This is a genomic window from Nostoc sp. ChiSLP03a (genome assembly GCF_034531215.2).
Lineage (GTDB): Bacteria > Cyanobacteriota > Cyanobacteriia > Cyanobacteriales > Nostocaceae > Nostoc.
Genome location: NZ_JAVRBQ020000172.1, coordinates 37,674 through 59,764 on the forward strand (window position 1 = coordinate 37,674; position 22,091 = coordinate 59,764).

Consider the following 22,091-nt stretch of genomic DNA (forward strand, 5'->3'; position numbering starts at 1 on the left):
CAGTTATTTCTACTACTTGCTTAATTAGTCAGAGTTGCAGAAGCAATATACAGCGGATTGCAAGTTAATAAGTGACTATTAAGAAAGATGTGACTAATATGTAACTCAATACGCTTGCGTTAGCCCCAAAAACCTTAAACTACGTAAGTTGGGGCCACTGCGCCCTTGCGGTTTCCCGACTTGTACCCTTACAGGGAAGCAAGCTGCGCTTTTAGCGTTCCCTTCAGGTAGCAAGTGGCGTTTGAGGAACGAAACCCAACATTTGCAAGACTTCATATTTTTTTAAATTATGAGTTATATTTTCGATATATCTCTTTTTCAAGTTCTAGCTTTTCTTCATCTATTCGGATTATCATATCATCTTCCTCTCCATCTTCATCTGGTATGAGTTGATATAAACCAAACTCACAACACTCTGCAATTACAGATATCATACTGGTCAGATTTTTATATATTCTTACTGAATCCTCAAGGCAACCAACATCCCAAAGATAAACCGGAGATGGATCGAGATTGCCAACTACATAAAGGCTTCTTTTAGTCTCATACGCAGCAATAGGAAACCATTCTTGCTTCCAATATGCATCATCATAGCTAGTAGCTTCTCCGATACTTTTGTAAATATAAACTGAATCTTGCAAGGAACAAAAAGAACAAATGATATCGGCTCTTAATTGCTCAGGAAACAAAAAATAGAGTGGTAGATAGCCATTGTTATAACCAAAATCGGCGGTTCCATTGCGCCATTGATAAAGTTCGTATACTTCTTCAGATAACCGGAATGGTAAATCCTTTGTAATTTCGTCAATCTGCTGGCGAGTTAAACCTGGATTGTAACAATCAAAGAAATCATGATTGGTAGATTTTAACCAATTCAAAATATATTGAAGTTCATCCGTAAGTTCAGACATTTAACTAACCTCATTTAGTGATTAAAGACGAAGTATTTTGAAGCATCTCCTCTCATTTACCCAGAATTGAGTACACGGACTCGCTAATACTGCACTATCTACCACCAATTTGAAAGCCTCCGCACTCTGTTGACATATTTACCATATCCAGTGGTAATAAGCCAAGTTGCGGGTTATCAACATCACTATCTACCTGAAGTTATAAATGATTTTGTCTAAAGATAGAACAATATAATGATACCTTTCCCTCTTTTGGATATTACCTGAATTTCCAAAGATGATTTTCAAGGTTAAATAACTATGTACAATGGACACAAATATTTGTCATAAAAACATCGTCAGATAGAAGAAGCAAAAGTTACTTAAAAGTAATCTATAGATATTGCAGCGCTTTTCAAGCAAGCAATAAATAATCAACACTTAACCTACTTTAGGAGCAAAAAAGATGAGTATCGAAGATAAAGCAAAAGCTTTTGCTAAAAACGTCGAAGGAAAAGTACAAGAAGCAATTGGCGAAGTAACTGGCGATCCTAAAGATAAAGCTGAAGGTAAAGCTAAACAAGCTGAAGCCCAAGTCCGTCACACGACTGAAAATATCAAAGATGAAGTTAAAAAGACTTTAGACTAGTACAGCGTGATAGGGTTTTCCTCGCTGTAAAAATTTGTTCAAGTAGTTAGATTTTGATGGTAATGTAATAGGTGAAATTTTATTTAGGAAGAAGGTTTAAGTTAAATAATTATTTACTGAACCTTCTCCCCTTATTCACTCTGTTTTTTACCTAAGATTTTCAGCTATTTTGAAAATAACGATCGCAAAGCATTTTCTCAATCTATTACTGATTTTCTCAAAGGTGCTAATTCATAATTAATATTCTATTTACCTATCTTTTAACAGACATCCCAACATCACAAGGTAATTCTATTAATTCTATTGTACTAACAGCGTTATTAAAGTAATAATTTTTTGTCGCCTACTTTTAGTTTTCGTCAGCTAAAGGTAGGCGGATAGTAAATGTACTACCCTTGCCTGGTTCAGATGTCACATCGATTGTGCCTTGATGTGCTTCGATAATACAGCGAGAAAGATATAATCCCAAGCCACTACCAGAACGTTGGTGTTTTCCTTGACGAAATCGCTCGAATAATATTGCCTGATCTGGTTTAGAAATTCCTGGCCCTGTATCTTGGATATCAATATTCACAGCGATCGGAGTCAGATAACAGTGAATATTTACAGAACCTTTGTCTGTAAATTTGATAGCATTGCCGATAATATTTGTCAAAACTCGCCGCAGTTCTAAGCGATCGCCCATAATGGGGCTTGCAGTTTCACTTAGATCGATTTTTACAGCTAATCCTTTTTCTTCAGCTAAAGGAGTTAATTCTTGGCAAACTTCACTAACTAATTCTTGAATATTGCAGGCAGAAATTTTTAAGGTTTTACAGCCCGCTTCATGACGATAAACTTCTAACAAGGTATTTACCATTTCCAGCAAGTCTTGATTACTGCCAATCATGGTATTAATTATTTCTTGCAATTGTGGCGAAACATCGCAAAACCTGCCTTCCAGCAATAATTTTAATACGCGGTTAGAGGCTACTAGAGGGATGCGTAAGTCGTGAGTAAAACGGGAGACAAAATCCGCCCGGAGGTTCGCCATCTGATCTCGTTCGTCGATACTATGCTTGAGGCGCAGGAGCGATCGCACCCTTGCATGTAGTTCATCAGGATCGAATGGTTTGCGAATGAAGTCATCTGCACCAGCGTCTAATCCTTCAACAACGCTAGACTCATAGTGAGCCGTAAGCAGCAGAATCGGGATAAATGGCAACGCCTGATTCTGTCGGATGCGCCGAGTGAATTCATAGCCATCTAGCTCCGGCATCATCACATCTAAGAGAATTATGTCTGGCGGTGACTCTTCAACCATAGCCAGAGCAATCTTACTATCTTCTACTAAGCTAATTTCATAGTCCTCATCTTCTAGGACTGCTTCTAAGACCAGTAGATTGTCAAAAATATCATCGACAACGAGAATTTTATCTTTTTTGACAGTTTTAGGTAAAGACATGGCTAAATAAAAAAGAAGTGCTTGGCTATCCCTAGCAAATCTAGTAATAGCTTACTTCACCAGCGCTGAGATTATTAAGGATTAACATTTTCTTTTAGAGTTTTCTGAGTTTAATACCTTTTTTCTGTGTAATTACACTGCTTTTTTTTAAAATATGTACTATTTATCTTACAAAAATACTCTTTTCATAAGTATATTAGTCGCCTAAATTCTCCAATTAATATGAGTGCCTGAGTGCTAGAGTGAGTTATTTTAGTCGCTTTTATGTGCATAATACCGCTCAAAGCAAGGATAAATACTTAATAATCACCTACTTTTACTTGCTATCAGATTTCTTCGGAAAATTTGTATAGCATAACACATCGGGCGTTGGGTTTATGTATAAAAATATTTTTTGATTGAATTATATTGTCATATCGAAACTCTTGCCTTAGAAAAGCTTACGAGATAAGGTTATCTATGTCTAATGGTAGATGAAGTTCAGGGAATAATACCAAACGCATTGCTTTTTGTATAAGATCCCGAATAGAAGAACGAGATTATTTTAATCTGTACTTTAGAAAAATAACAGTAAAGTTAAGCAACTATGAGTGAAATCAAGATCCTTGTGATTGAAGATCACAACCTGACAAGAATCGGCTTGCGGTCTGCTTTACAAACCCAGCCAGAGTTTAACATTGTTGGTGAAGCAGCCAATGCAGCTGATGGTATCAAGCTTCTGAAAACTCTCAAGCCGGATGTTGCTACTATTGACATTGGTTTGCCTGACATGGATGGTATTGAGCTAACACGCACATTTAGGCAATATCAGGCAGAAAATGAGGACTATACAACAAAGCTGCTAATTTTAACGATGCAAAATAGCGAACAAGCAGTTTTAGCAGCATTTGCAGCAGGTGCAGATTCTTATTGTATGAAGGATATAGAAACTGAGAAACTAGTAGAAGCTGTGCAAACGACTTATGCAGGTAGCTCATGGATCGATCCAGCGATCGCAGACGTTGTACTACAACAAATACGTCAAGATTTCACTGATGGCAACAAAAACGCATCTGGAAAAAGAGTTTTGATTGAAGGTATTGACCCAGATGTTGAGAAAAGTATAGTCAGCTATCCTTTAACTCATAGAGAGATGGATGTTTTAGAGTTGATTGTCGCTGGCTGTGACAATGCAGAAATTGCCAAAAGGCTCTATTTAACAGTCGGTACTGTCAAAACTCATGTTCGAGGTATTCTCAATAAACTCTGTGTTGCTGACCGGACACAAGCTGCTGTCCGTGCGTTGCGGGCCGGATTAGTACCGTAAGCAAGTAAAACCATCATCAACTGCGTACACAAGAACACTTAACAAATAAAAATATTTCTTTCCCAGTCTCCAGTAAATTGTTTTTTGGTCAAAGCAGTTAACTGGGACAAAGATTTATGAAGAAATCGTTACAAAGTTTAGTAGAATGACATAATTGACTAAATAAGTATTTTTCTATACATACATGATAGCGGATCGATTTCCCTGGCTTACCGCAATTGTCTTACTGCCACTTGTTGCTTCCCTGCTTATCCCTGTGTTGCCTGATAAAGATGGTAAACTCGTGCGGTGGTATGCACTAAGTGTAGGTATTGCAGATTTTGCATTAATGTGCTATGCATTTTGGAAGCATTACGATGCCAGCAGTGCTAGTTTTCAAATGGTGGAAAATTATGCCTGGATACCTCAGTTAGGTTTTAACTGGGCGGTATCAGTCGATGGGCTTTCAGCGCCACTTGTGCTTTTAGCCGGATTTGTCACCACACTCTCGATTTTTTCAGCTTGGCAAGTCGATCGCCGACCCCGCCTCTTCTATTTTTTGATGCTGGTGCTGTATTCGGCACAGGTAGGGGTGTTTGTTGCTAAAGACTTGCTGCTATTTTTCATCATGTGGGAAGTAGAACTGATTCCCGTCTATCTATTAGTCTGCATTTGGGGTGGGCAAAGGCGTCGTTATGCGGCTACAAAATTTTTGTTGTATACCGCAGCTGCTTCTATATTTATTTTAGTGACAGCCCTGGCAATGGGGCTATACGACGGCGGTGATATGACGTTTGATATAACCGCCCTGGCTAAGAAGGAATATCCTCTTGGACTACAACTGCTACTTTATGCAGGATTGTTGATTGCATTTGGTGTCAAGCTTGCTGTTTTCCCGATGCATACTTGGTTGCCTGATGCCCACGGCGAAGCATCATCTCCTGTATCGATGATATTAGCTGGTGTGTTGCTGAAAATGGGCGGATATGGACTGATTCGCCTGAATCTTGAGTTGCTTCCCGATGCACACATTTATTTTGCGCCAGTTCTAGCCATTCTCGGTGTTGTCAACATTATCTATGGTGCATTGAACTCCTTTGCTCAAACCAATATGAAGCGGCGTTTAGCTTATTCGTCGATTTCTCACATGGGATTTGTACTGCTTGGGATTGCGTCCTTCACTGATTTGGGAATCAACGGCGCGATGTTGCAGATGATTTCGCATGGTTTGATTGCATCAGTGCTGTTCTTCTTAGCAGGTGTTACTTACGATCGCACCCACACAATGGTAATGAAAGATATGGGCGGTATTGGTCAAGCCATGCCCAAAGTCTTTGCCCTGTTTACAATCGGAGCAATGGCATCTCTGGCACTTCCCGGTATGAGCGGCTTTGCTGGCGAACTCTCGGTATTTGTTGGAATGACAAGCAGTGACGTTTACAGTTCAACTTTCTGCACCGTCACAGTTTTTCTCGCCGCAGTTGGAGTTATCCTCACACCGATTTATCTACTTTCCATGCTGCGAGAGGTGTTTTATGGTAAAGACGCAGCGCTGCTATGCGACATTAATAATGCAGGCTTGGAAAATCGCGAAGATGAGGGAACAGTTTGTTTTGGTACAGACTGTCTCGTGCCAGAAGATGCAGTCTACGAGGATGCTAGACCTCGTGAGGTATTTATCGCCGCCTGTTTTCTGCTGATGATTATTGGTATTGGTTTCTATCCCAAAATGGCGATGCAGATGTACGATGTGAAGACTGTCGCAGTCAATGCTAATCTTCGCCAGTCTTATGCCATAGTCTCGCAAACAAATCCCCAGATTTATGCTAAGGGACTCTTGGTTCCGCAAATTTCCGAGGTTGAGGTAGCGCCCGTTTTGGGAACTTTGAAGTAATCTTTTCTTCTGTGGAAATAGCAATAGCTAACTTCGAGAACTTCTAGGTATCTTTCTGAGGAAGAACAAAGTATTGATAGCCTATCACTGTGAATAGGCTATCAATCCCCAATCAATCTCAGGATGCCCAACATGTTTTTTCTGGGAAAGATCCTTTTTTCCAATCTTGCCAAACTTTTACTGCTGCTCGTTGAAAAAAGGCCTGCGAGTTTTGCTCTGGTGTTTCTTGAAGTTCTTTAACTTCGCCACTAAATTTATCTATCCACAAAGAGCCGAGACGATCTTCATCTGGGCCAAAGCGGTAAGTAACGCCGATTTCATCCTCCTTTTCTTTTAGAATTAATACGTAAAAAGCCATAACAGATTAATTTGGTTTATAAAAGTTGCGATACTTTAGTTTTAACTTATTTGAGTTATGCTGATGTTACTGGGGGACTCCACAAACGCCCAGAGCGTTGAGTAGCGTCATGATCTGTACGGTAGTTAGTATGGAAAATGCCTTCAAACCTCGACTCAAAGTATTCATGTTCCAGTAATCTCAAATCTTCAGGGTCAAAATTACCTCCCTGTAACCTAATCCAAGCATCTGCTATATCTGGATCTGGACTAAAGCGGTTAAATCCGAGGTCGTAATCCAACTGGTGTTCATCATAAAATAAATGTTTTTTGATCCGACGAATGCGAAACTCTGCCCATCCAGTGTTACGTGCAATCGCTGCTATATCGTCAGTATCACGAATAGCATCATACACTTCAGGAGCATACTCAAGAAAGCGCTTTAAATATTCCATTTTTGAAATTAATTAATATAAATAATTAATAATATATAATTCAATAATAACACTATTTTTAAATCATTAGGTAAAAGTCATATATTAATTAATAAAAAATAAAATGTAAATACTTCAGATGGGTATGCAAACTACCACAACAGATAATTAGATCGTTAATAAACAAATCAACCCTTTGCATGAGATGCTAGTTGATGATTAGTGAGTTTTACCAATGTCTGTTGTTTCTACCATCACTGTTACCGTTCCCGCCACAACTGCGAATTTGGGGCCTGGTTTTGATTGCATTGGTGCAGCATTAAAGCTGTACAACGAGTTCAAGTTCACTCGGCTGGAAGAAGGTGGGTTAACTATTGATGTCACTGGTACAGAAGCCCAACGAGTCCAAACTGATGAGAGTAATCTTCTCTACCAAGCGTTTGTCAAGTTTTATCAACATATAGAGCAGACACCGCCGACTGTGAAAATAGAGATTAAGTTAGGTGTTCCGTTGGCGCGGGGTTTGGGTAGTTCGGCGACAGCAATTGTTGGTGGATTAGTTGCGGCTAATCAACTTGAAGGTGCAACTCTATCTCAGTCACAGGTGATGGAGTTAGCGATCGCAATGGAAGGACATCCTGATAATGTAGTTCCAGCTTTGTTGGGAGGATGTCGTCTCGCTGCTACCAGTGGCGCAGGTTGGGAAATTTGTGATGTTCCCTGGCATAAAGATGTTGTACCAGTTGTGGCTATTCCTAATTTTGAACTTTCCACTTCAAAAGCGCGAGGCGTTCTGCCAACAGAAGTAAGTCGTGCTGATGCGATTTTCAATACAGCCCATTTGGGCTTATTGTTGCGCGGCTTGGAAACTGGTAACGGACAATGGTTAAAGACAGCTTTGCAAGATCGATTGCATCAACCCTATCGTAAAGCTTTGATTCCTGGTTATGATGCTCTCAACATTGCAGCTGTTAGTGCTGGTGCTTATGGTATGGTGATTAGTGGCGCGGGACCGACACTGTTAGCTTTGGCGGATAAGTTACACTCAAAGGAAGTAGAGGCGGCGATGTTAGCTGCTTGGCAAGAAGAAGGAATTACAGCCGAGGTGCGATCGCTTTCTCTAGATACCCAAGGCGCAAAAAGCTTTTAATATTTTACTCAGCACTTAAAACTCGATTTATGGAGCAAACTCAGGCTGAAATAGCAGCGCTTAAATCTCAAATTCAGGCTCTTTTAGAAGAACGCGCTGCACTCACGATAAAAAGTAATATCATCTCTGGCGAGAATGATTCACCCCAGGCGCTGGTAGAAGCTTACCGCCGTCAAGCCAGAGAAAATGCTCAATTATCAGTTGAACTCCAAGGTATAGATGCAGCGATCGCCGCTTTAGAAGGCAAGATAAAACAAAAGCAAGGTAAGTTAGTGCGTTGGCAAGGTGAATCCAAACAACTTATCCAACAGCAGCAGCTAGAGGAAGCGAAAGAAGTAGCTCAGGTTCATGCTGAACGCATTAATCAACTAGCAAGTGAACTGGCCGCAGAAGTTCGTTTTCTTAAGGCTTGTGCCAATCAACTGAGTCCAATGTATTGGCAGATTTATTACAAGCCCTTCATCACTGGATTCAAAACAATCTCTGTTCCCTATGTCCGCTCTGATGGAGAAGTGTGGACAATTGTCAACCGGATTGTTTAATACTTTACTCTTTTCGTTTGTATCCAATACATTGACCTATTTTCTTTTAGGCTATCCATTACCCAAATCTTTCTCAACAAAAATATAACTTACTTAAAACAAGAGCAAAAACATTGATAGTTATCCACTCAAATTTTCCAGTTTGTGGTTAGCGATCGCCTAGAAAATTTTTGTCATTTACATTCTTCTGCTTTTGTCAAATATCCCCAGATCGCTTTGTTCTACAATCCTATTCCTGGCTTATTTGCAACAATCTTAAGAAAAATGTGACTAATGCATAGCAATTTTCAGAGAGGGATTTAGGCTCATATCAGTACCCAAAGATATTTATTCCAAAATGACATGCTCCCTCATGCTCAAAGATAAATGCTGGCTTTCCTCACAACTTCCTCAAATTATTTTGCTATACATAAATATAGGGCAAAAACCTTTAAGAGATTTAAGATTTAAAAGTCGCTAAACATAGTTGAGGGATTAGTCATTTTTGACAATCCAGCATCTGGAAACCCGAAACCGTAAAGACCAATTACCAATGAAATCGGAGGTCTATATGATGTTGAAAAAGATTCTAGTTGCATTAGATCGCTCGGAAATAGGGCAACAGGTTTTTCAGGAAGCATTAGATTTAGCAAAGTTAACACAAGCTAGCTTAATGTTACTTCATGTCTTGTCTTCCGAAGAAGAGGGTAGTCCTTATGTACCTATGCTGTCTAATATGGACTACTATCCAGGATTGACCAGTCAAAGCTTTGAGTTATACCAACAACAGTGGGATACTTTTAAAAATCTAGGAATCCAGATGTTGCAATCTTTCTGTGCCCAAGCAAATACAGCAGGTGTGATTACGGAATTTACACAAAATGTTGGTAGTCCTGGTCGGATTATTTGTGATTTAGCCCATAGTTGTGGCGCCGATCTAATTGTTATGGGGCGTCGGGGCCATTCTCGGCTGATGGAACTATTTCTCGGTAGTGTGAGTAACTACGTTCTTCACCATGCTCCTTGTTCAGTGCATGTTGTGCATCTTTCAGTTACTCCTAAAAGAGATGAAGTTGGCAAAGAAACTACAAGCGCTTTTAGCGTTAACTAACTACTAACCTGTTCCAAAAACTTGCATAATTAGGGTGGGCAAAATGGCGCGATCGCTACTTCTCTGCAAGAGGCCGCGTTAACGATAACGCTCAGTATGCTGCCTACCCCATAAAAGTTAGTTATCTCAATCAACGATCTCTGTAAATTCAATCTCCAACAAGCGATCGCTAACTACACTGTATTGGGCTAAAATTGAGCGTAGGTGTAGCCTGTCGTAGATATCGCTTTTTTAGTAAGAAATATAGCACAAGCCTTGGTGGTTAGGACATCAACAGACGATAAAACTTAGACACAAAAAGCTTTTCACCCAGTCCCCATTACCCCTTATCCCCAGAGGGGGCCCCACCTTCCCCAGTCCCCATTACCCCTTATCCCCAGAGGGGGCCCCACCATCCCCAGTCCCTTGCTATAAAAAGTCCGCGATCCAAAATTAGAGTTGAGAGCGAAAAGTGGATCTATGAAAGAAGATACTATCGAGATCGCTGGTTTTCATGCTCATGTTTACTTCGATCCTGCGAGTCGGGATGCAGCTGCGCGTGTACGTGAAGGATTAGGCGCTAGGTTTGAGGTGCAACTCGGACGCTGGTTTGACAAGCCGATCGGGCCTCATCCAAAAGCGATGTATCAAGTTGCTTTCTTACCGAATCAGTTTGAGAAAGTCGTTCCTTGGTTAATGCTCAATCGTGAGGGATTGGATATTCTCGTTCATCCTGAAACGGGGGATGCTGTGGCAGACCATGCAATTCATTCCCTATGGTTAGGAGAAAAGCTAGATTTAAATATTGAGTTTCTTCAACAGCTTAGGCCGACTTTATCCAATTAAGAAAAGTAAACAACATTGTTGGGTAAAAGTTTTGTTTTGAGGCATGAAACTTTTTCTATTGTGATTAATTCTGGTGAAGTTGAAAAAGTTCAATTTCCCAATAAATACAGGTTTCAGGCTATGTGTAGGCGCTTTAGCGGTTTGCTGCAAGTGTAATCAAGGAAAAATAAGAATTGGTATTAAATCCTTAATTGCAGATAACCGTTTATTAGCATCTTAGTTGAAAAGAGAAATAAGACATCCGTTTTGCAGAATGCTATGCTGTTAAGCAGCATTCTCATAAAAAGGAATTTGTCTGATGAAAAACATCTCTGCGAAAGAAAAAATTGCAGGCATTTCCCAATTCGGCAAAGTTAATTTCACAGTCACGAAGAAACAGATTTTATTTAGTATTCTTATTCTCTGCCTTGGTTTGCTGGGACTAGGTGGTTTCTGGTTTAAATCCAGATATAAATTTGATAATCAGATGAGTGTAAAACTACAAGAATTATCTAATGTCGATTATCCAGCCAATCCTGCACCATTAGGAAAAAATTTTAAAAGATATTCTAATCGAAAATTAACACTGATTAAGAAAGATGATACGCATTTCGATTTCATACTGGAAGCAACAGATAAAAACACGGCAAAAATAGTTATAAAAAATGTTGATTTAGAGCTATTGGTTCCCAAAGCACCTGAATGGGTTAAAAAAGATCGAGGTTTAGAAATAATCGCTTTTACAGATAGGGAGTGGAACAGACAACAGATTAGTTTTCCTGCTAATTCCAAAAATATAGAAATTGTTGGAGGAGATGGTTTTGAAAAGCAAAATATTGTAGAGATAGCTTTGGCTAATAATTGCTTAAATGCCGGATTTTGGGAAATTTTGCTTTTTACTAAAGAGGATAATAACAAAACCCTTTATTATCAAAGTTGGTTTACTTTCCCAATTGGACATTACAAAAATATTTTTGAAAAAATTAATAAGATTTCATATTGGCAGCATTGGTGGAAATTAGAACATTGGCAAGATCCGAGTGGCACAGTAGTAAAAACTAATCTTTTAAGAAATGTAATCGCTCAAAAAGAAGTTGCTACTCAGTTCCCCCTTGATGAGAGGATAATTGTATCTGGAGAGCAAAGTAGAAAAGTTAGAACTACGCTAGCGACCAACATCACCAAATGGAGAGATTTTTACGACGTTAAAAATGAAGTTAAGTTTGCAAGTTTTCGAGCGCCAGGATTTTACGATCAAAATAAGCCTTGGGGAAATCAATACTGGAGAATAGGCAAATTTGATAAAGCGATTTTAAGGAATATTAAACCGATTGGCGTGGAACAAAATTTACAGGAAATTGAGTTAGGATTCACAGATACCAAGACTGGCGAACAAAATAAATTATTCATTAGTGGCATTAATCTGAAAACGCTTCCTCAATTGGCTGTAGCAGATTATTCCAAAGGCTTATATATGCCGATGGGAATTGGGATACCTCCTTTTTATCAAAGCTATGAAGAGTTAACTAAAAATCATCCAGATGTCAGCCCCTATTTCAGTTTTTTACTAGATTCACAGGAGCGGTGGATAGATCATCACCACTTAGCAGTTGATGGTTCAGTGATGCACCTTGATAAAGAGAACCCAAATCTTTTGCATCTTTACTTGCTATCCTACGAAAGAAATACTTTAATAGCTCATTTTTTGATCGATTTAACATAGATATAGATGTTCGGAAAGCCCGAAAATCATTCATAAAGTCGATTAATTTCAAATCACCTACTAGAACACAAGGCGCGATCGCTTTTCATTACTTTCTGGTTAGTCTGCAAATAATCATGTAGCAAATCGCAACCGCGTGCCAGTAATTTATCTAGTTGGATATCTGCTAAATCTCGGAAAATTACTGTGCTATTACCACTACCCGCAGCCAGAGTCTTGCCGTCATGGCTAAAACTGACGCTGGTTAACTCATCTTTATCGCCTTTCAAAGCAATCAGCAACGTTCCTTCTCGGTTCCAAATCCTCACTTTGTCATCACTGCTAGCTGCCAGAGTCTTGCCATCGGGGCTAAAACTGACACTGATAAAACTATCGCCATCGCCCGTGAGACTATCTAGTAAATTACCGTCTCGACTCCAAATCTTCACCGTGCTATCAATACTAACTGAGGCAATGCTTTGACCATCAGGCGACCAAGCAACCCCATTTACCCGGCGGCTATGACCAATTAATGTATAGAGCAATTTACCCTCTATAGTCCAGATTTTCACGGTTTTATCATCGCTGGCTGAAGCTAGCAACTTGCCATCGGGGCTAAAGCTTACCCAATTCACCGCTTCTTGATGTTTCTGCAAGGTGTTGAGCAATTTACCGTTGCGACTCCAAAGTTTTACTGTTTTATCTTTACTAGCCGAGGCAATTACTTGACCATCAGACGACCAAGCTACACTCAAGACGGTATCATTATGACCTTGTAAGGTTTTGAGTAGTTGACCGTCACCACTCCAAAGTTTTACTGTTTTATCTTTACTAGCCGAGGCAATTACTTCACCATCGGGCGACCAAGCTACACCCCAAACTTGACCCTGATGCCCCGTTAATATACGCAGTAGTTTACCGTCTCGACTGAAAAGTTTTACAGTTTTGTCTCGGCTTGCTGCTGCCAAGGTGCGATCGCTTGGGCTAAAACTGATGCTAGTTATCCAGTCATCATTATCGGCTTTCGGCTTTCGCAGTAACACATCGTCCCAATGCCAAAGTTTAATAGTTTTGTCCCGACTGGCGGAAGCAAGGGTGCGACCGTCTGGGCTGAAGCTGACACTGTTAACCCAATTATTATGTCCCTTCAGGGTTAAGAGCAATACACCTTCAAAACTCCAAAGTTTGATTGTCTCATCAGTACTTGCAGAAGCGATCGCGTTACCATCGCGGCTAAAACTGACGCTGGTAACTCCTGAACTATGACCCGATAAGGTTCGCAGTAGCTTCCCCTCAACATTCCACAGTTTGATTGTCTGGTCTAAACTAGCAGAAGCAATTGTTTGACCATCAGGCGACCAAGCCACACTTTTGACTGCATCCTCATGTCCTTGCAAGGTTTTGAGCAGCTTACCATCACGACTCCACAGTTTCGCCGTTTTATCAGCACTTCCAGAAGCTAAGGTTTGACCATCATTTGACCAAGTCACACTTAAGACTGCACCATCATGTCCCTGCAAAGTTTTGAGCAGTTTACCATCGCGACTCCACAGTTTCACTGTTTTATCTGTACTCGCCGAAGCAATAATCTGGCCATCTGGGCTGAAACTTACACTATTCACCACACCCTGATGTCCTAATAAGGTAGCAAGTAGTTGACCCTCTCGATTCCAAAGTTTTATCGTCTTGTCTTGACTGGCGGAAGCAATGATTTGACTATCTGGGCTAAAACTGACGCTATTAACTACATCTTCATGCCCCGACAAGGTTTTAACTAAGCTACCATCAGGACGCCAGAGTTTGATTGTAGTATCTGCACTGGCTGAAGCAATTAAAGAGCGATCGCTGCTGAATATAGCACTATTTACCCCAGATATATGCCCGTCCAAGCGGTTATATTCTCTGACCCCAGAAACAGCTTGATAAAGGGCCGTCTGTACTTGTTCTCTTGTATAAGAATCTATCCAGACTGTTTGTTGTAATTTTCTCCCTGCCTTTAAAGCTTCTTTTAAAGCATCAATACCTTTTTGGGAGGCAAAGAGAGCTTCACTGGATGCACTGAGAGTTTTAATTTCGCTATCTACTGCTGTCACTATGGAAACACTTAATCCGAAGATGGCGAGAACAGAAGCGGTGAGGGCAATTTTCAGCGAACGATTTAATTGAGCTTCACTAAGTCTTTGTTTCTTTTGACTTTCTGCAAGTTTAGCTGTTAACTCTTTTTCTTTGAGTTCAGCTCGTAATTGTTCAATTTCTAACTGACTTAATTCTTCTCGCTTGTGTAATTCTCGCAATTCCGTTAATAAGTCTAATCCCTGTTGCGGATGAGAATCTACCAATTTAGAACGCTGGTTATTCTGACTAAGTTCGCTTTTCAGTCGCTCAATCTCAGCTTGACTTTGTTCTACTTTGTAGCGCAACTGATTCAGTTGTACCTGTAAGCTCGATTCTTGTTGTTGCAGGTAGCGAATCAAGTCTACTAAATAATCGTGAATCAGTTGATAGCGTTCTGGTACATCAGGAAAGAGAACCACTAAACCGGAGCGCACTAAAATTTCTAAGACTAACTCTAATTTGTCAGCATCTTCTAATTCTGATAGCTGCGCTGCTAACTCAGCACGAGTTTTAAAAGGGCGGTTGTTGCTTTCATCTGTTAATAAGTATAAGACGAGTAAAGCCGCTCGTTCATTTTCTGGCCCGCAGTCTTTAATCAGTTCCTTGATATATCTCTCGATGAGTTTGTTCGGTCTATATGGCTGATATTCTTCTAGGGTAGTAATGCGTTCATCTTGAATTTGCGCTCCCACAACTTGTAATTCAATCGGGCGGACTTCTCCAAATTCTGTGGATAAATCTTCGATTAAAGCATCAATTAAAGCGGGTTCTAAATTAAATTGCGATCGCTCGGTCAATTTTTGGATAATTGCCTTAGCATATTCTGGCGAAAAATTATTTAACTGATAGCGGATATGCTTGTCGAGAATATTATTATTAATCGCTTCCAGTGCCGAAAGATGTTTAAAGTCTAATAAACGATGTAAATAATCTTCTCGCAAAGAAAGGATGACTTTGACAAATGGTATTTTGAGACAATCGCTAATAAATTTATCAAACTCTTGCTTTTGATTGCGATCGCTATAACCAAAGAAAAATTCTTCAAACTGGTCAAAAATTAAAACTGTAATCAAATGGCGATCGGCATTTTCTTGGAGTTGTTGTAAAATGCTACCGATGGCGATCGGTGTCGCAGAGTAAGGCAAAGCCTCCGCTTCAATCGCTGCTTCTAGCTTAATATCAGCATAAATCGCCAGAGATTCATCACTAGACATCGCCTCACTTAAAGATTTCCCTAATTCCCGTGCCCAGTCGGTATAAACTTGCAGTACCACAGGTACGGCTATTTGATCGCCAATAGCTCGATTTTGCAGTGCTGGAACTAAACCCGCCGTGACAGTAGAACTCTTACCCACCCCCGATGGGCCGTGAATCACCGTCAACTTTTGATCGGCGCGGCTAATTCTGCCAATTAAGTTATTAATATCACGCTCTCGACCAGAAGCAGCAATTTCTAAAGCAATGCTGCTACTTCCAGAAGGTGACATTAACGCTGGGTTTGTCGCCTGTCTTTGGGGTTGCAAGCGCCCTGCACCAATAAAAGCCCGAAAACCATATTGCTGCTCAACAGAACGCCGTTTCTGGCGAATGTAATAAGCTTCTAAATATCGCCCTTCTTCAAAGTAGAGCGATCGCAGTCTCCGCAATAAGCGAATATAACGATGGGCATCGTATTGATGGGCACTGCTTTCTAAGGCTGCTGGTAGTTCTTTTGTCGCCTTATCTAAGTATTCATGAGCGATTACTAGCTCACCTAAATTTCGCTGTGCTTTCGCCAAAACTAAATAGTAAATCTGCGCCAATAATAATGGAAATAAGCAGTTATAAGGGTCATTCTGCTTTTGCGCCTCACCTAATTTCAGCAGTGATACGTGTGCTAAGATACTCGCTTGTACCCACCGCGACTGCTGCACAGCTACTTGCGCCAGAAAACCGTAGTCACAAGCTAATTGGATTTGACTACCATAAGTTTGATGTAACTCCAGAGACTTTTGGGCAACTGTCTGCAATTCTTCCCACTCTTGCAGATATTGCAAAACCTCAGCAAGTTGATTAATAAATCCAGCAACTATATCTAAACGCCCAGCCACCTGCAAAATATTCAAGCACTGCTGAAAATAAGATTTAGCAGTGTACCAATGGCGGCGGTTTTCTATTTGATTTTGCTCTGCAAAACGGCAATAACACAGCCCAATATAAAACAGCAAAATTCCCTGTCGCAACAGTAGGGCAGATGGAGGATTAGGAGGCGTAGACGAAGAAAATACTTCTTCATCCCCCCCTGCTTCCCCTGCTTCCCCTGCTCTTTTATCCTCTATTTCTACTAACTTCTGCCAAATTTGCAAGCTTTGCTGAAAATGGCTTAAACCTGTATTGATGCGATCGCTAATATAATTATCTAGACCAAAAACAAATTCTAAACTAGCGTGTAGTTCTGGCTCTAAGGTAATACCACGATTGTGCAACTCTCTAATGGCAAAGTGCAGTTCATAACTATGTTCCCAGACTTGCTCGACAGTGGAATAATGCTTTGCAAGTTGAGGAGGTTGGTGTTGTGCGGCATCATTTGCTAACACCGTAGCAAATAAAGAGTCAGTTTCCTGTTGCAGAAATTGCAGCAGTGATTGAGTTGTCATTTCAAACCGAATCGGTGTCGCCGCCCAACTAGCAAAATCTGGTGCTAAACGGACTACTTTTTGCAACACTTCCTCATTCATCCAGACAATCATTGGAAATGGGTGGCGTTTGCGAAATTCATCCCGAATATGATTAATAGACCTCAGAAAATCGTCGAGTCCATCTACTGACTCTAAACCCAAAATCATCAACGCCGATGGCGGATTAGCTTCGGTTAGCAGTTGTAAATGAATGCTTGTATAAAGACTTCTGGCATTATGCGGCAGAACTACCTTTTGAATGTGGTGTACTCCTGAAGAGATTTCTTCGAGTCGTTGCAACATAAGTTCTTGCAAAACTCGATAATTGCAGCACACCAAAACTAGGGAAAATTGACCGCTAGAAAGGGTAATTGCTCTCCCCAAACTCCGCAAAGCCCGCTCATTAGCTGCTCTGATATCTACTTGTGCATGTCGTTCAACCATGATTTAAATTTTTCCGTCTCTGCTAAAACTGGGTTGACGGCAAACCAAGCTCCCTGATGATCGCGATATTCAAATACAAATAGACTTCGCAAGAGGGTGTGGTATTCTATATCACCTCTAACTCGTTGCTGTTGCACCACCTGAAAGATTAGTTCCCACTCATGGGGGTCGATAGCGTTGGCTCGGTAATCCCGCTGTCTTTGAATTACCAGTTCGACACATTCCCGCTCAAAGGGTGGATCTTGTTCTCGCAGACAGTCAAACAGTAAACCTAATAAGTCGCGTACATGACCACCACTCATCAGGCACAATCGATCTAAGGTTTCTAAACTATCAAACACCTCTGTAATTAAGCCTAACCGATCGCTAGGTAAAATGTCTGGAAAAGCTCTAGCTAGCACCATTTGCCGCATCATTGATAGCCCTTGGGGAAAAATCTCACCAGAGCGCAAACGCACAGGTATCATCGGTAACATTTTTGGGGCAACTCCACCCCCCAAACGATGCTGAAGTTCGGCGCTATCGTTGGAGAAAGTTAGGGCTAAAGGAATAGTATAGACTACATGACAATTCAGTTTGCGTAATTGTTCGCCACGCTGAATAAATAAATATTCTGGCAGCGATCGCCCCGATGGTAAAGGTCGAATTGCGACTCGATCCAAGTTATCAACAATTACCACTAATCCTTTTTTACTCCTAGCTTTCAATTCTTTGTTAGCAGGTTCTAGTAATTCTTGATTAATTGACTGTAAAATATTTGCGGTTCGCGGTTCTAAATAATCTCGTAACCGCCGTCGCAATTGAGGACTTTCTTTTGTTTTCGCGGTAATTTTGGCAATCCCCACAGACAACTCTGCTTCTACCCCAACGTCAATTGGCGTTTGCAGAAAATCCACAACTTCACCAAACAACTTGGAAAAGTAGCGAGGCTTGAGCCTAATTTTCATCGCTTCTAGACTTTCACTCACCTGTCCAGCGATCGCTAACAAAATATCAGTCACATCCACATCAGCCATTTCTAAGACGTGGGTAGACTCAAAGTAAACTACATGAAATTGCTGCGCTTCTAACTCAGCTTTTAGCCGCAACAACTCCGTTGATTTTCCACAACCGAGATGTCCGGTAAATAGTTGACAGGTTGGTGTATCTGGCGATATTCTAGCGATCGTGCGCTGCAAAGCTTCGATGATTTTGCCACCCCGCACCGCAGCAAAATCGATATAGTACCTGCGATCGCTAGCGTTTCCTATTATTAGAGGTCTGCTCGGATTGCAAGCTTGATAAAATCTTTCTAAATCTAAGAGCATAACTAATCAAGTTCACTCAGAAATGAGGATATAAAAATTTACTAGATAAATATATTGATTTTAGATAATTTATGCCTTATTTTAATCAAACTACTCACTAAACTAGCAGCATTCAGGATAGTTGATTATATCTATAGTTCGATATAGCACATATTAATGGTAATGTTTTAGTTAAAGTAAGCAAAAATACCAGTATAAGTAAAAATAGCAAAAATATCTAAAATTAAATAAGGTACTCTTATGAATATTAAAAATATCTAACGCAAAAAAAGGTACTGTTAAGTACAATTTTGTCGCTCTTTTGAACTCATTATCAGCTTGATTTATTCACGAGCTTTCGTTAATTTTACAAAAAAATAACCTACAACCCTTGTAAATAAGGTTTTTAGTAAAAAAGTTGGCGAATTCAACTGGAGTTCAGAGTCACTTTTTGACTAGATTTTGCTTCTCGTTCTTAAATCAGCACAATTTTATTGATGAAAACCATAATTTTGTTAATGAAAATATGATTTTGTCAACGAAAACTATGATTTTGTCAACGAAAATCACGACTTTGTGCATGAAAATCACGACTTTGTGAACGAAAATCGCGACTTTGTGAATGAAAATCATGATTTTGTTAATGACAGCCTTTGCATTCAGAGTGACGACCTCTGAAGTATTGACAATCAGGAATCTACAGCCCCATTGAGTATAAAATGATCTTGTCATGTAGCCGATCGGGCAAAATCTGCTTGATCAGCGCTCCAATTTTGGCATCCTGTCCAACAAGATAGCGCGTCTTGGGTTTTTTTGCAGTCAGCGCATGGACAACAACTTGAGCCACAATATCCGCAGAAATTCCCTTAGATGCGATAATCTGCATTTTCTGGCGGACAATATTCATCGCTTGTCCGTAGAGATGTTGTGCCGTTTCGGGTAAATCCTGCTGTGCTACTTCAGATTGACTTAGGGACTTGTCCCAGATTGGGGTAGCAATAGAACCAGGTTCAACAATTGAAACTGAGATTCCCCAAGGTCGTAACTCCATCCGCATCACATCAGTGAGTGCTTCCAAAGCAAATTTAGAAGCATTATAAGCGCCCAAAAACGGCGTAGGACTTCTACCAGCAATGGAACCCATATTGATAATTCGACCCCGACTTTGGCGTAAAAGACCAAGAAATGCTTGTGTCACAGCTAATTGTCCGGTGACATTAACCTGCATCTGGTGTTGAAATTCAGCGATCGCTAATAATTCTAACGGCCCGGGAACAGCAATGCCGGCATTATTCACTAAACCTAAAATTCCCACACCACCAACTGCATTTGTTACCGTATCAACCGCAGCTGCGATCGATTCAGCATCAGTAACATCTAAAAAAATCGGAATCAGCCTTGGCGAGCCTCTCTGTTTAAGTGTTTGAGCATCAACATCTTGACGCACTCCAGCAAAAACAGAGAAGCCCAATTGGTCTAAAAGCAAAGCACACGCTTGACCAATTCCTGTTGAAGCTCCTGTAACCACCACTGTACGTTGATTTTCTACAACCATTAATTTTCTTTGATGATAGAGCTGCCTTCAGGAGGCAGAAGGCAGAAGGCAGAAGGCAGGAGGCAGAATTAACCCATGCTTAAAAGCGTGGAACTTAGGTTATGGAAGCTTTGTATCGCACTTCGTGCCGCTACGCTAACGCACTGAGCGTCTCGATCCAATTCTTCTTTTGAAATTGGTAATGACCTAGAACTAAAGTTTTCATTCATACTTCTTTCCTCCTGCCTCCTGCCCTCTGCCTCCTGCTTTTTTTATCAATCTTTACAAGTGCCAGCACGAAGGCAATCTTCGGTTTGGTCATCTCTAGCCGATATTTGCCACGGCAAGATGCGTAACTGAGCATTTGTACTGTAAGCAATTAGAGCAGCTATTGTGGGATACTGGTTTTTAACAATTGCCACGTCGCTACTAGAAGTATTGCCTAGCCCAACATTGTATAAATAAACAGGCAATGCCATGAGGGCAATGCAAATTATCCGGTTCATACCCAACCTCAGCTAACAATTTCCGATTACCATCTGTATAGATGCCACCTAGACGAACCGGATTTTTAAAACTGAGTATTAAATGTTGATGTTGTGCTAATTTACTCAGCGCAGTGGTCTGTCAAATTTAAATTGATGGGTAAGCCAGTTCCTAGTCAGGACTTTAGTCCTTCATTCTCTAAACACTCAAGTGCTGACTACAAACCGATCAAAACCAATAAGACAGACTACTAGCCGCAGAGACATGATTTCTAATTTATCGGTTCCACCCTTTTTTATTTTAGGTTAGGCATTGCCTACAAGATGTCTTCCTACTAACTTATGCAGATGCAAACTCAAAAAACAGGACAAAAAACCCACAGCACCCAAAAACATCTCTTAGTAGCTGCATTCCCCAGATAAAATAATGAAGAGTGCTGAGTCACCAAAATGGTCGATGACCAACAAAAAAAGATACAATCCCTAAATTTATTTATGGCATTGTTAATTTTTAATTTTTAATTTTTAATTTTTAATTCGGAGCGAAGCGACGTGACGCCTTCACAAGACGTAGATACTGTAAACGTTCCTAACCTCGACCCAGAAGGATATGGCAACTCAGACACCGATCCTCTTGATGAGTTGCCTGGTGAAGTCGAAATGTCCCTTTTCGACCATCTAGAAGAGTTGCGACAGCGCATTTTCTATTCGTTGATTGCCATAGCAGTGGGCATTATTGGCTGTTTCTTTGCCGTTAAGCCGATTGTCCAGTTACTTGAAGTTCCAGCACAAGGAGTAAAATTTCTCCAACTTGCACCTGGAGAATATTTCTTTGTCTCTTTGAAAGTTGCCGCCTACACTGGCATCGTACTTACTAGTCCTTTCATTCTTTACCAAATTATCCAGTTTGTGCTTCCAGGACTGACTCGCCGCGAACGCCGTTTACTGGGGCCTGTGGTTTTGGGTTCGAGTGTGCTATTTGGAGCAGGTTTAGTATTTGCCTATTTACTGCTTATCCCCGCAGCTTTGAAATTTTTCATTAGCTACGGAGCAGATGTAGTTGAACAACTTTGGTCAATTGATAAATATTTTGAATTTGTGCTGCTACTGTTATTCAGCACTGGTTTAGCATTTCAAATTCCGATTATTCAACTGTTGCTCGGTAATTTGAACATTGTCTCGTCAGAACGAATGGTTTCTGGTTGGCGTTACGTGATTATGGGAGCAGTGGTTTTAGGAGCCGTCCTCACACCTTCTACTGACCCCTTGACTCAAAGTCTTTTAGCAGGAGCAGTTTTAGGGCTTTATTTCGGCGGTGTGGGACTGGTGAAGCTTACAGGTAAATAACAT

At 40.5% G+C, this 22,091-nt stretch carries 17 protein-coding genes; 9 read left to right on the forward strand and 8 right to left on the reverse strand.

Annotated features, from left to right (window positions below; all coding sequences use genetic code 11):
• Positions 1-287 precede the first annotated feature (287 nt).
• Entirely contained in the window at positions 288-911 is a 624-nt protein-coding gene (locus tag RMY32_RS29030) for an SMI1/KNR4 family protein (protein WP_322710393.1), read from the reverse strand.
• Between the two features lie 445 nt (positions 912-1,356).
• Here RMY32_RS29030 and RMY32_RS29035 point away from each other — a divergent pair, with 445 nt between their 5' ends.
• A complete protein-coding gene (locus RMY32_RS29035; protein WP_322675236.1) occupies positions 1,357-1,539 on the forward strand; it encodes a CsbD family protein in 183 nt (60 codons plus the stop codon).
• A 349-nt stretch (positions 1,540-1,888) separates the two neighbouring features.
• Here the strand turns inward: RMY32_RS29035 and RMY32_RS29040 are convergent, their stop codons facing one another.
• Entirely contained in the window at positions 1,889-2,983 is a 1,095-nt protein-coding gene (locus RMY32_RS29040) for a hybrid sensor histidine kinase/response regulator (protein WP_322710395.1), read from the reverse strand.
• 586 nt (positions 2,984-3,569) lie between these two features.
• On the opposite strand from RMY32_RS29040, the gene RMY32_RS29045 reads away from it, so the two are divergent.
• The gene (locus RMY32_RS29045) at positions 3,570-4,289 is read left to right on the forward strand and encodes a response regulator transcription factor (RefSeq protein ID WP_322675234.1); all 720 of its coding nucleotides are present in this window, start codon (positions 3,570-3,572) and stop codon (positions 4,287-4,289) included.
• A gap of 184 nt (positions 4,290-4,473) precedes the next feature.
• The gene (locus tag RMY32_RS29050) at positions 4,474-6,162 is read left to right on the forward strand and encodes an NAD(P)H-quinone oxidoreductase subunit 4 (RefSeq protein WP_322710396.1); all 1,689 of its coding nucleotides are present in this window, start codon (positions 4,474-4,476) and stop codon (positions 6,160-6,162) included.
• A 118-nt stretch (positions 6,163-6,280) separates the two neighbouring features.
• Here the strand turns inward: RMY32_RS29050 and RMY32_RS29055 are convergent, their stop codons facing one another.
• Together RMY32_RS29055 and RMY32_RS29060 are read right to left on the reverse strand one after the other, a co-directional pair.
• On the reverse strand, positions 6,281-6,520 hold the full coding sequence (locus RMY32_RS29055) for a hypothetical protein (protein WP_322710398.1): 240 nt from the start codon (positions 6,518-6,520) through the stop codon (positions 6,281-6,283).
• A gap of 55 nt (positions 6,521-6,575) precedes the next feature.
• Positions 6,576-6,953 (reverse strand): hypothetical protein, encoded by a 378-nt coding sequence (locus RMY32_RS29060; RefSeq protein ID WP_322710399.1) that lies wholly within the window; start codon positions 6,951-6,953, stop codon positions 6,576-6,578.
• A gap of 214 nt (positions 6,954-7,167) precedes the next feature.
• Between RMY32_RS29060 and thrB the strand changes: the two genes are divergently transcribed.
• The 5 genes from thrB to RMY32_RS29085 all read left to right on the forward strand — a co-directional run bounded on the left by thrB (position 7,168) and on the right by RMY32_RS29085 (position 12,241).
• The gene (thrB, locus tag RMY32_RS29065; protein ID WP_322710400.1) at positions 7,168-8,082 is read left to right on the forward strand and encodes a homoserine kinase; all 915 of its coding nucleotides are present in this window, start codon (positions 7,168-7,170) and stop codon (positions 8,080-8,082) included.
• 29 nt (positions 8,083-8,111) lie between these two features.
• Entirely contained in the window at positions 8,112-8,624 is a 513-nt protein-coding gene (locus RMY32_RS29070) for a hypothetical protein (RefSeq protein WP_322710402.1), read from the forward strand.
• Positions 8,625-9,177: 553 nt separating this feature from the next.
• Complete coding sequence (locus tag RMY32_RS29075; protein ID WP_322710423.1) at positions 9,178-9,714, forward strand: universal stress protein; 537 nt, start codon at positions 9,178-9,180, stop codon at positions 9,712-9,714.
• A 459-nt stretch (positions 9,715-10,173) separates the two neighbouring features.
• Complete coding sequence (locus RMY32_RS29080) at positions 10,174-10,539, forward strand: DOPA 4,5-dioxygenase family protein (RefSeq protein WP_322710403.1); 366 nt, start codon at positions 10,174-10,176, stop codon at positions 10,537-10,539.
• 298 nt (positions 10,540-10,837) lie between these two features.
• Positions 10,838-12,241 carry a hypothetical protein gene (locus RMY32_RS29085; protein WP_322710404.1) on the forward strand — a complete coding sequence of 468 codons (1,404 nt, stop codon included), beginning with the start codon at positions 10,838-10,840 and terminating at the stop codon, positions 12,239-12,241.
• A 53-nt stretch (positions 12,242-12,294) separates the two neighbouring features.
• On the opposite strand, the gene RMY32_RS29090 is transcribed toward RMY32_RS29085, so the two are convergent.
• From RMY32_RS29090 to RMY32_RS29105, 4 genes are all read right to left on the reverse strand, one after another.
• On the reverse strand, positions 12,295-17,436 hold the full coding sequence (locus RMY32_RS29090; RefSeq protein WP_322710405.1) for an eIF2A-related protein: 5,142 nt from the start codon (positions 17,434-17,436) through the stop codon (positions 12,295-12,297).
• A complete protein-coding gene (locus RMY32_RS29095; protein WP_322710407.1) occupies positions 17,412-18,743 on the reverse strand; it encodes a P-loop NTPase fold protein in 1,332 nt (443 codons plus the stop codon). The genes RMY32_RS29090 and RMY32_RS29095 overlap by 25 nt, the downstream gene beginning before the upstream one ends.
• Before the next feature lie 676 nt (positions 18,744-19,419).
• Positions 19,420-20,277 carry an SDR family oxidoreductase gene (locus RMY32_RS29100; RefSeq protein WP_322710408.1) on the reverse strand — a complete coding sequence of 286 codons (858 nt, stop codon included), beginning with the start codon at positions 20,275-20,277 and terminating at the stop codon, positions 19,420-19,422.
• A 254-nt stretch (positions 20,278-20,531) separates the two neighbouring features.
• Positions 20,532-20,762 (reverse strand): hypothetical protein, encoded by a 231-nt coding sequence (locus RMY32_RS29105; RefSeq protein ID WP_322710410.1) that lies wholly within the window; start codon positions 20,760-20,762, stop codon positions 20,532-20,534.
• 531 nt (positions 20,763-21,293) lie between these two features.
• Here RMY32_RS29105 and tatC point away from each other — a divergent pair.
• A complete protein-coding gene (tatC, locus tag RMY32_RS29110) occupies positions 21,294-22,088 on the forward strand; it encodes a twin-arginine translocase subunit TatC (protein WP_322710411.1) in 795 nt (264 codons plus the stop codon).
• Positions 22,089-22,091: the final 3 nt, after the last annotated feature.

What these genes read in the sequence shown, in the direction of transcription:
- RMY32_RS29030 (WP_322710393.1), bottom strand. Translation starts at nt 911, where the DNA reads ATGTCTGAACTTACGGATGAACTTCAATATATTTTGAATTGGTTAAAA.
- RMY32_RS29035 (WP_322675236.1), top strand. Translation starts at nt 1,357, where the DNA reads ATGAGTATCGAAGATAAAGCAAAAGCTTTTGCTAAAAACGTCGAAGGA.
- RMY32_RS29040 (WP_322710395.1), bottom strand. Translation starts at nt 2,983, where the DNA reads ATGTCTTTACCTAAAACTGTCAAAAAAGATAAAATTCTCGTTGTCGAT.
- RMY32_RS29045 (WP_322675234.1), top strand. Translation starts at nt 3,570, where the DNA reads ATGAGTGAAATCAAGATCCTTGTGATTGAAGATCACAACCTGACAAGA.
- RMY32_RS29050 (WP_322710396.1), top strand. Translation starts at nt 4,474, where the DNA reads ATGATAGCGGATCGATTTCCCTGGCTTACCGCAATTGTCTTACTGCCA.
- RMY32_RS29055 (WP_322710398.1), bottom strand. Translation starts at nt 6,520, where the DNA reads ATGGCTTTTTACGTATTAATTCTAAAAGAAAAGGAGGATGAAATCGGC.
- RMY32_RS29060 (WP_322710399.1), bottom strand. Translation starts at nt 6,953, where the DNA reads ATGGAATATTTAAAGCGCTTTCTTGAGTATGCTCCTGAAGTGTATGAT.
- thrB (WP_322710400.1), top strand. Translation starts at nt 7,168, where the DNA reads ATGTCTGTTGTTTCTACCATCACTGTTACCGTTCCCGCCACAACTGCG.
- RMY32_RS29070 (WP_322710402.1), top strand. Translation starts at nt 8,112, where the DNA reads ATGGAGCAAACTCAGGCTGAAATAGCAGCGCTTAAATCTCAAATTCAG.
- RMY32_RS29075 (WP_322710423.1), top strand. Translation starts at nt 9,178, where the DNA reads ATGTTGAAAAAGATTCTAGTTGCATTAGATCGCTCGGAAATAGGGCAA.
- RMY32_RS29080 (WP_322710403.1), top strand. Translation starts at nt 10,174, where the DNA reads ATGAAAGAAGATACTATCGAGATCGCTGGTTTTCATGCTCATGTTTAC.
- RMY32_RS29085 (WP_322710404.1), top strand. Translation starts at nt 10,838, where the DNA reads ATGAAAAACATCTCTGCGAAAGAAAAAATTGCAGGCATTTCCCAATTC.
- RMY32_RS29090 (WP_322710405.1), bottom strand. Translation starts at nt 17,436, where the DNA reads ATGGTTGAACGACATGCACAAGTAGATATCAGAGCAGCTAATGAGCGG.
- RMY32_RS29095 (WP_322710407.1), bottom strand. Translation starts at nt 18,743, where the DNA reads ATGCTCTTAGATTTAGAAAGATTTTATCAAGCTTGCAATCCGAGCAGA.
- RMY32_RS29100 (WP_322710408.1), bottom strand. Translation starts at nt 20,277, where the DNA reads ATGGTTGTAGAAAATCAACGTACAGTGGTGGTTACAGGAGCTTCAACA.
- RMY32_RS29105 (WP_322710410.1), bottom strand. Translation starts at nt 20,762, where the DNA reads ATGAACCGGATAATTTGCATTGCCCTCATGGCATTGCCTGTTTATTTA.